Source organism: Streptomyces sp. DT190 (assembly GCF_049846985.1).
Lineage (GTDB): Bacteria > Actinomycetota > Actinomycetes > Streptomycetales > Streptomycetaceae > Streptomyces.
The window spans coordinates 94,208-107,684 of the sequence record NZ_JBNCNM010000006.1; the positions used below are offsets into that span (position 1 = coordinate 94,208).

Sequence of the window (13,477 nt, forward strand, 5' to 3'; positions counted from 1 at the left end):
GACATGAGTCAGAAATCCCCCACCCGGATCCCCGCGCACACCCGCCTCTTCGCCGTTCAGCTGTCGGCGACTCGAAGAGGTGCGCGACTGGCACGGCTGCTCGCCGAACGCCAACTCGACGCGTGGGGCGAGCCCTACGACGCCGCCGCACACGTCGTGGCCGAGCTGGCGTCCAACGCCGTACGGCACGGGCGGGTGCTCGGCAGGGACTTCCGGCTGCGGCTGGAACTGCGCGCCGACCGCACGCTCCGCGTCGAGGTCACGGACGCCCGGGGCGACCGGATCCCGCGGGTCCCGGACCCGGTGGAGGAGGACGCGGAAGGAGGCAGGGGCCTGCGCATCGTGGAGGCGTACGCGGACCGCTGGGGCGTGACGCGGGCCCCGGCCGGCGCCAAGACCGTGTGGGCCGAACTGGCGTTGGCGTGACCGCATCGCGGTGCGTCATGACCCGGCCGGTCCCGACGCCAAGAACCAAAGAACCTGGAAAAGAACCCACCCACCCCCGCCGCCCCCGCGGCTCACCCGCAGGGGTGAACATCACCAACTCGGCTGGCGCGGCGGGCAGTCGATGGTGCAGCGTCGGCGCAGACAACCCCACAGACGAATACGGCCCTCGCCGGGACTGCCATCCCACTGCGAGGGCCTGATCACCAAGGAAGAAGAGCCCTTCCCGATGACTGAGCAGCACCCTAGCGCGCCCTCGCGCGCGCAGTCCGGCACTTCGGGTGTCCAGCACGTGACGGAACGCCACGACGACCACTTCACCGTCGTCGGCAACCACCTCGCCCAGCACCCTGAGCTGTCCCTGACGGCGATCGGCCTGGCGGTCCACATCCAGTCGCTGCCCGCCGGAACGCCGGTCGGCATCAAGGCACTCACGGCGAAGTTCCCGGAGGGCGAGATCCGCATCGCGGCGGCCCTGCGCGAACTGGAGGCCCACGGGTACCTCGCTCGCCCCAGGGAGCGTCTTCAATCGGGCCGAGTCGTAACCCGCACGGTCTCGTACAACAAGCCCCGGACCGCCGCCGCCCCGGAGCCCCGACCGGAACCCGCGCCGCCCCGCCCGGAAGGCACGGCAACTGCGCGGCCGGACCGCTCGGCGGCCTCCGACGTCCTCACCGGCCTGCGCACGCTCGACTCCCGCCTGCTGCTCAGCGAGCGTGACGTGCACCGCCTGGCCCCGGCGGTCACGGCGTGGCTGGAGCGCGGGGTTCCGGCCGAGGCGGTCCGGCGCGCCCTGACGACGGGCCTGCCCGCGGCCCCGATCCAGCACCCGGCGGCGTTCCTGGCCCACCGCCTGACCGCCCTCCTGCCCCCACCGCTCCCCGCGGCCCCACCCCCTTCCCCGCCCCCGGTCCGCCCGGCTCCCCTCCAGACCTGCGACGGCTGTGACCGAGCCTTCCGCGCCCCCCACCCCGGCCACTGCCGCGACTGCCGAACCGACGCACAGAGGGCAGCGTGACGATGCCGAGTCCGATGCCTCCGCTCACGCCCGAGTCACTGCGTGATGCCGTGGCACGGATCGCCCCGAGCCGTCTCCCGACGCTGACGCGGCACCTCTTCGAGGCCACGACCAATGCTCAGCAGACTCAGAGCCTGGCGCCCCTGCGCGCCTTCGTGCACTCATGGGCCGTTTTCGTCGCGATCGAGCGCCACCCCGCCAGGGCCGAGCGTCTGCGGGAGCTGGAGCGCATCGTCGATGCCGGCGAACAGGACCCGACCGAGGCCATTGCCGAGATCCGCGCCATCCGGGACGCCGCAGAGGCCGAGGCAGGACTGTGACGGGCTGGTCCTGCGCGGGGCCGGCCTGGTACGGCTGACCCGTCCCACTCGAAGAATCCCGGGCCCCGTCCCCACCCCGTCCCGCCCCCTGAACCCACCGTCCCCATTCGATTACAGTGGCGAGCTGTCGTACGTGTGGACGGTGCCCTGGGAGGTCGAGGTGGGTGCGACTGCCGGTGCCGTCTGGGGGCGTACGGAGCAGCAGGACTTCCGCAGCAGGGTGCGCGGGACGCTGCTCGGCGTGGCCGTCGGGGACGCGCTGGGCGCGCCGGTGGACGGGCTGGGGATCGACGCGATCCGGGAGGCGCACGGGGCCGAGGGCCTGCTGGACCTCGCCCCCGCCTACGGCAGACGCGGCGCCGTCACACATCTCACGCAGCTGACCCTGTTCTCCGTGGACGGGCTGATCAGGGCGCAGGTGAGGCGTGACACCGGCGCCTGGCACCCGCCGACCGACCTGCACCGCGCCTACCTGCGCTGGGCCGCCACCCAGCGGGACTGGGGCCCGGACGAGCGCCGCAAGGAGGACGGCTGGCTCGCGCGCGAGGAGTGGCTGTACGCGCGCCGCGACCCCAGCCGCGCGCTGCTCCTGGGGCTCGGCGACGACACCATGGGGACGCCGGACGCGCCCAAGAACCCGGGGGAGGCGGGACCCGAGGCCGCCGCGCGGTCCGCGCCGTTCGGGCTGCTCGTCGGGTGGGAGCCGCAACTGGTCGCCCAGCTCGCGGTGGAGTGCGCGGCGCAGACCCACGGCCACCCCACGGCCTGCCTCGCCGCGGGCGCCTACGCCGTGGTCGTGCACGGTCTGGCCCTCGGGGAGAGCCTCGACGGCGCGGTGCAGCGTGCCTTCGCCCTGCTCGCCGCGCGCCCCGGGCACCAGCCCGTCGCGGAGGCGCTGCAGCACGCGCTGGGCGCCGTGCGGCAGGGCATGCCCGGGCCCGAGCGAGTCGCCGAGCTGAGCGGGGCGGGCACCGCCGAGGGACTCGTCGCGGCCGCGGTGTACTGCGCGCTGGTCGCCCCCGACGTCCGCCACGGTCTGTGCCTCGCCGTCAACCACGACGGCCCGTCCGCCGCCACCGGCGCCCTGACCGGCGGGCTGCTCGGCGCACTGCACGGCGAGACGGCCCTGCCGCCGGCCTGGCTGGCCGAGCTGGAGGGCCGCCCCACGATCCTGGAACTGGCCGACGACTTCGCCATGGAGATGACCCAGGGCCCGGCGCTGCACGGCCCGGCGGGCTCGTCCCCGGCCTGGCTGGCCCGCTACCCGCGCGCCGTGTAGGACGCACTCCCTTCCATTGCTCACTCCCGTGGCATGGGCACGTCACCGTACCGTGGTCGTCCCGTCACCTTCGGTCCACAGGATCTGCACGGCCCGACACGGGGATCACCCTCCCGTGGCAGCTCCACCGGGTCTCGTCCGTTCATCCCCCTTCGTGGAGGCACTGTGCGCAACCTGCGCGGGACACAGACGGCCGCGATCGCCGCGGTTCTCACGGCCATGGCGGTTCTGCCCGCCCCGGCCCGGGCCGCCGACTCCGGTCTCCCGGAGGTGACCGCCACCACCGAGACCCCGGCCCTCTACGGCGACGACGCCGGCGGCAACGCCGACGCCGACGACCCGGCGATCTGGCGCAACGCCGCCGACCCCGGTGCCAGCCTGGTGATCGCCACCGCCAAGGAGGGCGGCCTGCGCGTGTACGACCTGGCCGGCAAGGAGGTCCAGTCGATCCCGGCGCCGCCCGCCCCCACCCCGGACGACAAGCCGGGCCGCTTCAACAACGTGGACCTGATCTCCGGGTTCCCGCTGCCGACCGGCCGCGCCGACGTCGCCGTCGTCACCGACCGGGGCCGCGACCACCTGCGGATCTACCGCATCACCCCCGACGCCGCCCGGCCCCTGACCGACGTCACCGACCCGCACGCCCCGCTGGTCTTCTCCCGGACCCAGGACGAGGTCAACGACCAGGCCACCCCCTACGGCCTGGCCACCTGGAAGGACAAGGCCACCGGCCGCTCCTACGCCGTGGTCAGCCAGCGCAGCCGCACCCGGCTCGCCCTGCTGGAGCTGAGGACGACCTCCGGCGGAGCGGTCACCTACCGGCAGGTGCGCACCTACGACCTGCCCGCCTCCTTCACCCTCCCGAACGGCACCTCCTGGACCCCCTGCACCGACCCCGGCGACCTCCCGCAGGTCGAGGGCATGGTCGTGGACCCGGCGAACAAGGTGCTCTACGCCGGCCAGGAGGACGTCGGCATCTGGCGGCTGCCCGCCGACCTCGGCGGCAAGCCGAAGCTGATCGACAAGGTGCGGGAGTACGGCGTCCCCGCCACCTACGACGAGGCGACCGAGGAGTGCGTGGCGGGCACCGACCCCGGCTACGGCGGCACGCACCTGTCCGCCGACGTCGAGGGCCTGACCCTCCTCGACGAGGGTGACGGCGACGGCTACCTGCTCGCCTCCAGCCAGGGCGACGACACCTTCGCCGCGTACGACCGCGAGGTCTCCGACGCCAACGAGTACGAGAGCGGCTTCCGGATCACCGCCGGCACCGTCGACGGCTCCGAGGAGTGCGACGGTGCCGCCGTCCTGAACGCGCCCCTCGGCTCCCGCTACCCGAACGGCCTGCTCGTGGTGCAGGACGGGCACAACACCCCCGACGAGACGGACGCGGACGGAGAGGTCCGCGACAACACCGACTTCAAGTTCGTCGACCTGCGCAAGGTCACCGGCGCGCTGGACGAGGACGACTGAACGGCGGTACGCCCTCCGCCCGTTCGGGCGGAGGGCGTACCGCCGTCGCGGCCGCGCCGCCGCTAGTCCTTCACCGTGCTGCGCACGGCGGTGTCCTCCGCACCGCCCGCCGGCGCGGGTACGGCGGCAGCGGCCGCCCCGTCCCCGTCCGTGTTGATCTTCTCGATGATCGCCAGCCGTTCCGGGGTGTCCTCCGGGCGGATGTAGCCGACGAGGATGTACAGGACCAGCGAGACCGCCAGCGGGATCGACACCTGGTACTGCAGGGGCACACCGCCCTCGACGCTCCAGTTGATGGGGTAGTTCACCAGCCAGAAGGCGAGCAGGCCCATCGACCAGCTGGTGAGGGCCGCCGTGGGCCCGGAGCGGCGGAACGCCCGCAGCAGGCCCAGCATCATCGGGATCGCCATCGGGCCCATCAGACCGGCCACCCACTTGATCACGACGGTGATGATGTCCTTGAACGTCGGCGAGTTGACCTGCGTCGCCGCCGCCATGGACAGACCGAGGAAGACGACCGTCGCGATCCGCGCGACCCGCAGGCCCTGGCTCTCGTTCCAGGCCCGGGCCCGCGCCCAGATCACCGGCGCGCAGTCCCGGGTGAACACGGCCGCGATGGCGTTGGCGTCCGAGGAGCACATGGCCATGGTGTGCGAGAAGAAGCCGACGATGACCAGGCCCAGCAGGCCGTGCGGCAGCAGCTGTTCGGTCATCAGCGCGTACGAGTCGGAGCCGTCCGGCTTCTGTGACTCCACCAGCAGCGGCGACATCCACATGGGGAAGAACAGCACCAGCGGCCAGACCAGCCACAGGATCGCCGACAGCCGGGCCGAGCGCTCGGCCTCCTTGGCGTTCGGGGTGGCCATGTAGCGCTGGGCCTGGTTGAGCATGCCGCCGTTGTACTCGAAGAGCTTGATGAAGAGGAACGCCAGCAGGAACACCGTGCCGTACGGGCCGACCAGCGGTTTCTCATGGCCCTGGAGCTCGGGGGAGTCCCAGACGCCGAAGAAGCCGCCGTGGTCGTCGAGCCGGACGAACACCGCCACGAACATCGCGATGCCGGCCAGCAACTGGATGATGAACTGGCCGAGTTCGGTCAGCGCGTCCGCCCACAGACCGCCGATCGTGCAGTAGATGGCCGTGATGCCGCCGGTGATGAGGATGCCCTGGTTGAGGGAGATCCCGGTGAAGACGGAGAGCAGCGTGGCGATCGCCGCCCACTTGGCGCCCACGTCCACGATCTTCAGCAGCATGCCCGACCAGGCCAGCGCCTGCTGGGTCTTCAGGTCGTAACGGTTCTTCAGGTACTCCAGCGGGGACGCCACATGGAGCCGGGAGCGCAGCCGGTTGATGCGCGGCGCGAACAGCTTCGAGCCGATGGCGATGCCGAGGGCGATGGGGAAGGACCAGGTGACGAAGGACGTGACGCCGTAGGTGTAGGCGATGCCCGCGTACCCGGTGAACATCACCGCGCTGTAGCCCGACATGTGGTGCGAGATGCCGGACAGCCACCACGGCATCTTCCCGCCCGCGGTGAAGAAGTCGCTGACGTTGTCCACCCGTTTGTGCGACCAGACGCCGATCGCGACCATCACGGCGAAGTAGCCGATGAGCACGGCCCAGTCGAGACCGTTCATGTGCGCCCTCCCAGGGATCAGCCCGGCGCTCATCGTGGGTGCTGCCGCGTGAACACGACAAGTAAGCGTAGAGTCAAAGGGAGGTAAAAATGTTCGGCGTGCTGGCCTCGGTTCATCTATGTGAACTCGATGAATCGACTCTCCTGCGTTGACCAGTACTGATGATGGGATGATCGTCCGCGCCCGGTCCGACGCCAGGAACGCCACAGCGTCGGTTCGGGCGCGTGAGCGACTGACCCGATCCCGGCGGCCGGGGTCCGCCGGGTGTGCGTCAGCGCAGTTCCTCCGGGCAGGGCGTCCCGCGCGGCAGCTGGTACGGCGCCGCCAGGCGGTACGTGCCCGGCTTCGGGGCGAGGAGCTCCGTCCAGCGGTCGCCCTGGGCGTCCTCCTCCGTCTCCCGAAGGCAGCCGTTGACGTTGGTGTACGACTTCGGCTCGCCCTCCGGACGCTCCTTGGAGGCCTCCGTCTCCTGCGGCGGCTTCAGGCTCTTGCCCTCCGCGTCGACGATGCTCAGCCACGGCGAGTACGGGATGCGGACCAGGATCCGCCCCGCCTCACGCACCTGCAGGACCATCTCGCCCTGCTCGGCCCGGTCGACCACGGCGTTCGGCTCGGCCAGCGGCGTCGGGTCGGTGACCTCGAACAGCTGCCAGTTGGCGTCGCCCCACACCTGGTTCAGATACGGCAGGCCGCGCTGCACGAGCGCCCGCTCCCGCTCCCCGCCGTCGCCGTCCGGCTCGTCCTTGGGCAGCACCACGTAGTGGACCGCCCAGCGCTTGAGCCACTCGCGGTAGTTCGCCGAGTTCAGGGTGTCGTCGTAGAAGAGCGGGTTGCGTTCCATGTCGGCCTGGCGGTTCCAGCCCCGGGCCAGGTTGACGTAGGGCGCGAGGGCGGACGCCTCGCGGTGGGAACGGGCCGGGACGACCTCGACCCGGCCCTTCTCCGCGCCGACCTCCTGCAGCTCGTTGACGAGCGGCGCGAGCTCGCGCGACCAGGAGGCCGCCGGGGCCGTGTGCACGATGTCGTCGATCGTCTTGAAGCCGATCCACACCCCGAAGCCGACGAGGGCGACCACGGCCGCGTACCACTTGCGGCTGCGCGGCACCGTGAAGGGGAGCGCGGCGACCAGCGCGACACCGGCGAACAGCATCGCCAGACGCGTGATGTTCGAACCGATCTGGGAGCTGATCAGCCACACCAGCACGACCCCGAGGCCGTACACCGCGGCCGTGAGCCGGACCGTCTTCCACTCCCGCGGCACCAGGACGAAGACGAGCACCGAGAACGCCAGGGGCAGCACCACCGAACCGAACATCATCGGCTGGGTCCCCGAGAACGGGAACAGCCAGGCCGACACCGCGACCACCGCGCTCGGCGCCAGACCCAGCGCCCACGCGCCCGGCCGCCGCTTCTGCAGGAACAGCGCCACGGCCACCAGGCCCACGAACAGGCCCGCCACCGGCGACGCCATCGTGGCCAGCGCCGCCAGCGGCGCCGCGCACAGGGCCTTCGCCCAGCGCTTGTAGCGCCAGCGGTACGGCCAGCAGAACACCACGGCCACCGCGCCGAGCGCGAACATCATGCCCAGACCGAAGGTCACCCGGCCGGACACCGCGTTGCAGAACAGCCCGAACACGCCCGCCAGCGACGCCCACAGCGGATTGCGGACGGAGCGGCTGCGCAGCAGGAGCAGGGTCAGCAGCCCCGCCGACACCGTCCCCGCGATCATCATGGTCGTCCGCACACCGAGCACGGACATCAGATACGGCGACACCACGCTGTACGACACCGGGTGCATGCCGCCGTACCAGGCGAGGTTGTACGCCGAGTCCGGATGCCGCCCGACGAACTCCGCCCACGCGTCCTGCGCGGCCAGGTCGCCCCCGCTGTTCGCGAAGGTGAAGAACCAGACGACGTGCAGCACCCCGGCGAGCGCGGTGACGGAGAGCACCGGGTGGCGCAGCATCCGCTCCCGCACGGCCATCACGAAGGGGAGCCGGCGGAGTCCGGAGGAGGCGCTCTCGGGCACGGGGTCGGCCGTGCCGTCAGGTGTGCCGGGGTCCGGTGTTCTGGGCGCGCCTATTCGCGGGCCCGATACCGCACCCGGCCCGGTGTCGTCTGCGCGTGTCGGCTCCGCAGTGGCCACTCGAAGGCACTCCCCGTGTCCCGTCTTCTGTTCTTTCCCGGCTTCTTCCCCCGGCCGCGTCCCGTTCGCCCGCGGTTCCCGGCCGCGCCGCCGCGCACGGCGACCTGCCCCGATTCGCGACGCTAGCACGCACCCCGCCGGGCAGCGCCCGGACGGGCCGCCACCGGCGGGGTGCGCTCGCGCGGGGCGCCGCCCCGGCTCAGGCGATGCGTGTGAGCTTGTCCGCGAAGCCCGGCTCCACCAGGTCCTCCTGGAGGGCCACCGGAACCTTCACGGCGCCGCTGCTGCCGTCCCCGACGGTCAGCGTGCCCACCTTCGTGCCGGCCTCGGCCGTGTGCGGCAGGTCGTCCGCCGCGAACGTCAGCTTCACGGACAGGCCCGCCCAGCCGACGGCCGTGACGTCCTCGGTGACGGCGACCGGCGTACGGCCGCCGAGACCGTCGTCCGCGTACCCGACGACCGTGCCCTTCTTCAGGATCGTCGCCGTCTCCAGCGCGCCCTGCGCGGCCCGGATGAGCCGGTCGCCCTCGTGGAGCGCGGCGCCCAGGATGGTGTTGTCGGGGCCGCCCGCGGGCTGGCGCACCACCGCGCCGATGATCCGGTGCGTCTCGCCGTCGACGTCCTTCTTCGCGGAGAAGACCAGGTTGCCGAGCGCGGAGGTGGTGGTGCCGGTCTTGATGCCGGTGACGTCGTTGGAGCCGACCAGGCGGTTCCAGTTGTCGTGCCTGGTGCCCTTGTAGTCGACGTACGACATCATCGCCGCGACCTCGCGGAAGGCGGGCTGCTCCATGGCGGCCTTGGCGAGCTTCACCTGGTCCACGGCCGTGGAGACGGTCGTGTTGTTCAGGCCGGACGGGTCGGTGTACGTCGTGTTCTTCATGCCGAGGTCCTCGGCGGCGTCGTTCATCTTCTGCACGAACGCCTTCTCCGACCCCGCGTCCCAGCGGGCGAGCAGCCGCGCCACGTTGTTCGCGGACGCGATCAGGATGCTCTCCAGGGCCTCCCGCTGCGTGATCTTGTCGCCCTTGGTGACGTCGACGGTGGACTCCTGGCCGGCGTCGGACTGGTCCTCCGCGGCCTGGTCGATGTCGATCTTCGGGCCCTCGGCGCCGCTCTTGAGCGGGTGGTCGCGCAGGATCACGTAGGCGGTCATGACCTTGGCGACGCTGGCGATCGGCACGGGCTTCTGCTCACCGGACGAACCGAACGTGCCGATGCCCTGGACGTCCAGCGCGGCCTGGCCCTTGGCGGGCCAGGGGATGTCGACCTCGCCGCCCTCGAAGGTGTAGCTGTCCTTCGCGGTGAGTTCGAGGGTGGGCGCCGGCAGCGGGCGCACGTTCTGCACGACCGCGAAGACGATCACCAGCAGCAGCACCAGCGGCGTCCAGATCTTCACCCGCCGCACGGCCGTGCGCAGCGGGGTGTCCGGGGGCGGCGGGGTGTTGGTCAGCTCGGCCAGCAGGTCCAGCGGCGGCTTCGGCGGCAGCGGCTGCTGGGTGGTCCGCTCGGGGCCGACGGCCGGGACGGGCGCGGTGGCCTCGGCGGGCGGGACGGGCTTGCGTCCGGCCGGGTCGTCCAGGGGCTTGAGCGCGACGAACTTGCTGGTCCGCTCGGCGTCCTTCTCGGGCGCGACCTTCTTCTCGGCCGCGTCCTTCTCGGGCGTGTCCTTGGTGGCGCCGCCGAGCTTGAGCATGGTGGTGGGCTGATCGACGGGCGCCCGCACGGCCTTGAAGACGGCGGTGGGCTGGTCGACGGGGGGTTCGGATCCCTCACCGCCGACGGGACCGGCCTTGTCGGCCGGGGTTTTGGCGGCGGCGCCGGTGGCGGCGCCGGTCTTGTCTGCGGCGGGTGCGGCGGGTGCGGCGGGGCCGGCCTTGTCAGCGGGGGTGTCGTTACCGGCCGTGCCGCTGTCGGCCTTGTCGACCGGGGTCTTGGCGGCGGTGCCGGGCTTGCCGGCGGCAGCGGTGCCGGGCTTGCCGGCGGGGGTGTTGTTACCGGCCGTGCCGGCCGGGGTCTTGGCGGCGGCGGTGCCGGGCTTGCCGGCGGCGGCGGTGCCGGGCTTCCCGGTGGGGGGCGCGGCGGGGCCGGCCTTGTCGGCGTGGGTGCCATTGCCGGCTTCGCCGCTGCCGACCGTGTCGCTGTCGGCCGGGGTCTTGGCGGCGGCAGCGGTGCCGGCCTTGTCGCCGTCGGCCGTGTCGGTGCCCGTCTTGGCGCCGGTAACGGCGGTGGCGGGCTTCGGCGTGGCGTCGGCCTCCGGCAGGGACGTGCCGGACTCGGCGTCGTCCGCGTCGCGCTCGGGCGCGGAGGCCGCTGCCCCGCCGTCCTCGCCGCCCTCGTCGTCCGCGTCGGAGGCGGGCGCGTCGGCCGGCTCGGCCTCCTCGCTGCCCGTGCCGCCGCCGGACGTGGACGTGGCGGAACGGTCCGCCTCCGCCTCCTCGGCCTTCTCGGCCGCGTTCTGGTCCAGGGAACCTCCCGGCGCCTTCTCAGCGGCCTCCTGGGCGTCTTCCCGGGCGGGCCCGTCGTCGCTCCCGGCGGTCACGGAGTCCTCGGCGTCCTTGGTCCGCCGCTCGCCTCCGTCCGCCGACGACACCCACGCCGCCACCGCGTCCCGCAGCCGTCCGCCCGTGCCGCCCGAGCCGCCCTCGCCCCGCTCGCCGGAGCCGGAGGTCTCCTCGGACTCCTGGGACTCCTCGACGGACGTCTTCGCGGACCCCGAGGGTTCCGCGGACTCCGCGGCCGGGTCCTCGACGCCCGGGTCGTCGCCCTCGCCGCCGCGCTCCGCGTCCCGCGGCGCGTCGTCACCCGTCCGTGCGGACAGCACGCGGGTCGCCGTGTCGACACCCGCGCGCCCCGAGGGCACCTTCGCCTCCCGTGCCATCGCCAGCCGCGGGTCCGCGGACTCGCTCCTGGCTCCGGGAACCGGACCCGCGCTCCCCGACGTCGGTTCTGCCGACGACTCGCGCTGCTTCGACCTGTCGGGGGACTCGCCCGCCACCGATGCCTCCTCCTCGCGCCGCACCACCCGCGTGCGCGTACCGAACCGAACCGTGAACCGCCGCCCTGACAACGCTCCCCGGCGCTGTCCGAACCATGTACCAGTGTCCTGTGTGCGGACCGGACCCATCCGGTAGACGAGAACGACATACCTACTGGTTCCACTACGAACCGGTCACGCACCCTCGACAGACCAATGTGAGAGGGGTCACCCTGTCATTCATCCACGCGGGGAGGCATGGATGGGCAGGAGCCGCAGAACACTTCCGGAGGAGCTTCTGCTGCTGGCGTTGGACCCGGCCACGGGTACCACTGCACAGCCGCAGTCGCTCGACCTCGGTCTGGCCGGAGCACAGCTAGTGGAGCTGGCGCTGGCCGGACGGATAGCCCCAGACGGGGATCGTATCGCCGTGGTGGTACCACGGCCGACTGGAGATCCGACTCTGGACTGCGCGTTGGAGTTGCTGCGAAGGCGTGGCGCTCCCGTACGGGCGGTCCATTGGATAGGCGGGCCGCGCTTGGGGCTCCGCCAGACCTACCTCTCGCATCTGGAGCGGTGCGGCATGGTGCATGCCGTGGCGGGTCAGATGTGCGGAGTGCTGCCGACGACTCGCTACCAGGCGACGGACACCGAGATCAGCCGGGAGATCAGGGCCCGGCTGGACTCCGCGATCCGCACCGGCGTACCGCCGGACCCGCGGACCGCGGCGCTCGCCGCGCTGGCGCACGCGGTCGGCCTCGGCAAGCACCTGTACCCGGGCAACGAGGGACGCTCCTCTCGCTCCCGGCTCAGGGACCTGATCAGGCACGACCCCATGGGCGGTCTCGTCGCGCACGCCGTGATGGACGTCCAGAACGGCGTGGCGGCCCAGCCGCGCCGCAGCCCGGCACCGACCGGCCGTCCGGCCGCCGGAGCCAGGCCCGCACCGGAACCCGCCCGCGGCGTTCCGATGCAACCGCGCCACGGATCCATGGCGCGTGCCGTGGCCCACTGAGCCGCACCGCACCACCCGGCACGACCTACGACCGGTACACCTCACGGGACCCACGAACCCGGTCACGGGAGCCGCTGTCCGAGCGGGGCGGCGAGAGTTCGCACTCTCGCCGCCTCGCTCGGCGTGCCGTGCCCGAACTGGCGTGTACCCGTCGCTTATCCACCGTTTCCCAGCGGTAGGAAGCACCTTGGTGGCAGTCTGCTCAACAGCAGATACGCAAAGTAGAGGCACGCAGCCGGAGGTGCACGTCCCGTGGCGTCCAATGTCAATCCCACCGTCAGGCGGCGCCGGCTGGGCCAGGAGCTCCGCAGGCTCCGCGAGCTCAAGGGCATGACGGCCGAGGAGGTGGCCGAGCGCCTGCTGGTGTCGCAGTCGAAGATCAGCCGCCTGGAGAACGGGCGGCGCAGCATCAGCCAGCGCGACGTACGCGACCTGTGCGGGGTCTACGAGGTCGAGGACCAGCGGATCGTCGACTCGCTGATGCAGATGGCCAAGGACTCCCGCCAGCAGGGCTGGTGGCACGCCTTCGGTGACATCCCCTACTCCGTCTACATCGGCCTGGAGACGGACGCCGAGTCGCTGCGCGTCTACGAACCCCAGATCATCACCGGCCTGTTGCAGACCCGCGCCTACGCCGAGGCCATCATCCGGGGCGGTTCGCCGGAGGCGTCGGAGGCCGACAACGACAAGCGCGTCGAGGTCCGGCTGCGCCGGCAGGGCCGTATCACCGCCGAGACGGACCCGCTGCGGCTGTGGGTGGTGCTGGACGAGGCGTCCCTGCACCGGGTCGTGGGCAACAAGCTGGTGATGCGGGAGCAGCTGGAGCACCTCATCGAGATGTCGCAGCTGCCCCACATCACCGTGCAGGTCCTGCCGTTCGAGGTCGGCGCGCACGCGGGCATCAACGGCCAGTACTCCATCCTGGAGTTCGCCGACGCCGCCGACTCCAGCGTGGTGTACATCGAGGGCGTCACCAGCGACCTGTACCTGGAGAAGCCGCTCGACGTGCAGAAGTACACGGTGATGTACGAGCACCTGCGCGCCCAGTCGCTGAACGTGGACCAGTCGCGGCAGCTCATCGAGCGTCTGGCGAAGGACTACGCCCGCTGAACGGCCGTCGGAAGAGGCCTTCCACCGGGCAAAGCGCGGGATGCTACACCCCTGACAGGCC

General features: G+C 72.1%; 10 protein-coding genes. 7 read left to right on the forward strand and 3 right to left on the reverse strand.

Going from position 1 to position 13,477, the window contains the following annotated elements; translation table 11 throughout:
• Positions 1 to 3: 3 nt before the first annotated feature.
• The 5 genes from ACPXCS_RS13465 to ACPXCS_RS13485 all read left to right on the forward strand — a co-directional run bounded on the left by ACPXCS_RS13465 (position 4) and on the right by ACPXCS_RS13485 (position 4,534).
• Positions 4 to 426: an ATP-binding protein gene (locus tag ACPXCS_RS13465; RefSeq protein ID WP_425946977.1), complete on the forward strand. Its 423-nt coding sequence runs from the start codon at positions 4 to 6 to the stop codon at positions 424 to 426.
• Between the two features lie 247 nt (positions 427 to 673).
• Positions 674 to 1,462, forward strand: a complete 789-nt coding sequence (locus tag ACPXCS_RS13470; protein ID WP_425946976.1) for a helix-turn-helix domain-containing protein — start codon at positions 674 to 676, stop codon at positions 1,460 to 1,462.
• A gap of 2 nt (positions 1,463 to 1,464) precedes the next feature.
• The gene (locus ACPXCS_RS13475) at positions 1,465 to 1,782 is read left to right on the forward strand and encodes a DUF6247 family protein (RefSeq protein ID WP_425947108.1); all 318 of its coding nucleotides are present in this window, start codon (positions 1,465 to 1,467) and stop codon (positions 1,780 to 1,782) included.
• A 160-nt stretch (positions 1,783 to 1,942) separates the two neighbouring features.
• A complete protein-coding gene (locus ACPXCS_RS13480) occupies positions 1,943 to 3,061 on the forward strand; it encodes an ADP-ribosylglycohydrolase family protein (protein ID WP_425946975.1) in 1,119 nt (372 codons plus the stop codon).
• Between the two features lie 165 nt (positions 3,062 to 3,226).
• Positions 3,227 to 4,534, forward strand: a complete 1,308-nt coding sequence (locus ACPXCS_RS13485) for a phytase (RefSeq protein WP_425946974.1) — start codon at positions 3,227 to 3,229, stop codon at positions 4,532 to 4,534.
• A gap of 62 nt (positions 4,535 to 4,596) precedes the next feature.
• On the opposite strand, the gene ACPXCS_RS13490 is transcribed toward ACPXCS_RS13485, so the two are convergent.
• The 3 genes from ACPXCS_RS13490 to ACPXCS_RS13500 form a co-directional block, all read right to left on the reverse strand.
• Positions 4,597 to 6,171 carry a sodium:solute symporter family protein gene (locus tag ACPXCS_RS13490; RefSeq protein ID WP_425946973.1) on the reverse strand — a complete coding sequence of 525 codons (1,575 nt, stop codon included), beginning with the start codon at positions 6,169 to 6,171 and terminating at the stop codon, positions 4,597 to 4,599.
• Between the two features lie 271 nt (positions 6,172 to 6,442).
• A complete protein-coding gene (locus ACPXCS_RS13495; RefSeq protein ID WP_425946972.1) occupies positions 6,443 to 8,317 on the reverse strand; it encodes an MFS transporter in 1,875 nt (624 codons plus the stop codon).
• Positions 8,318 to 8,516: 199 nt separating this feature from the next.
• The gene (locus tag ACPXCS_RS13500) at positions 8,517 to 11,312 is read right to left on the reverse strand and encodes a D-alanyl-D-alanine carboxypeptidase (protein ID WP_425946971.1); all 2,796 of its coding nucleotides are present in this window, start codon (positions 11,310 to 11,312) and stop codon (positions 8,517 to 8,519) included.
• Between the two features lie 241 nt (positions 11,313 to 11,553).
• On the opposite strand from ACPXCS_RS13500, the gene ACPXCS_RS13505 reads away from it, so the two are divergent.
• Both ACPXCS_RS13505 and ACPXCS_RS13510 read left to right on the forward strand, forming a co-directional pair.
• Positions 11,554 to 12,306, forward strand: a complete 753-nt coding sequence (locus tag ACPXCS_RS13505; protein ID WP_425946970.1) for a GOLPH3/VPS74 family protein — start codon at positions 11,554 to 11,556, stop codon at positions 12,304 to 12,306.
• A 252-nt stretch (positions 12,307 to 12,558) separates the two neighbouring features.
• Positions 12,559 to 13,416: a helix-turn-helix domain-containing protein gene (locus ACPXCS_RS13510; protein WP_425946969.1), complete on the forward strand. Its 858-nt coding sequence runs from the start codon at positions 12,559 to 12,561 to the stop codon at positions 13,414 to 13,416.
• Positions 13,417 to 13,477: the final 61 nt, after the last annotated feature.

Bases quoted from the DNA above. Each gene is read 5' to 3' on its own strand.
- ACPXCS_RS13465 (WP_425946977.1), top strand. From the start codon at position 4: ATGAGTCAGAAATCCCCCACCCGGATCCCCGCGCACACCCGCCTCTTC.
- ACPXCS_RS13470 (WP_425946976.1), top strand. From the start codon at position 674: ATGACTGAGCAGCACCCTAGCGCGCCCTCGCGCGCGCAGTCCGGCACT.
- ACPXCS_RS13505 (WP_425946970.1), top strand. From the start codon at position 11,554: ATGGGCAGGAGCCGCAGAACACTTCCGGAGGAGCTTCTGCTGCTGGCG.
- ACPXCS_RS13475 (WP_425947108.1), top strand. From the start codon at position 1,465: ATGCCGAGTCCGATGCCTCCGCTCACGCCCGAGTCACTGCGTGATGCC.
- ACPXCS_RS13490 (WP_425946973.1), bottom strand. From the start codon at position 6,171: ATGAACGGTCTCGACTGGGCCGTGCTCATCGGCTACTTCGCCGTGATG.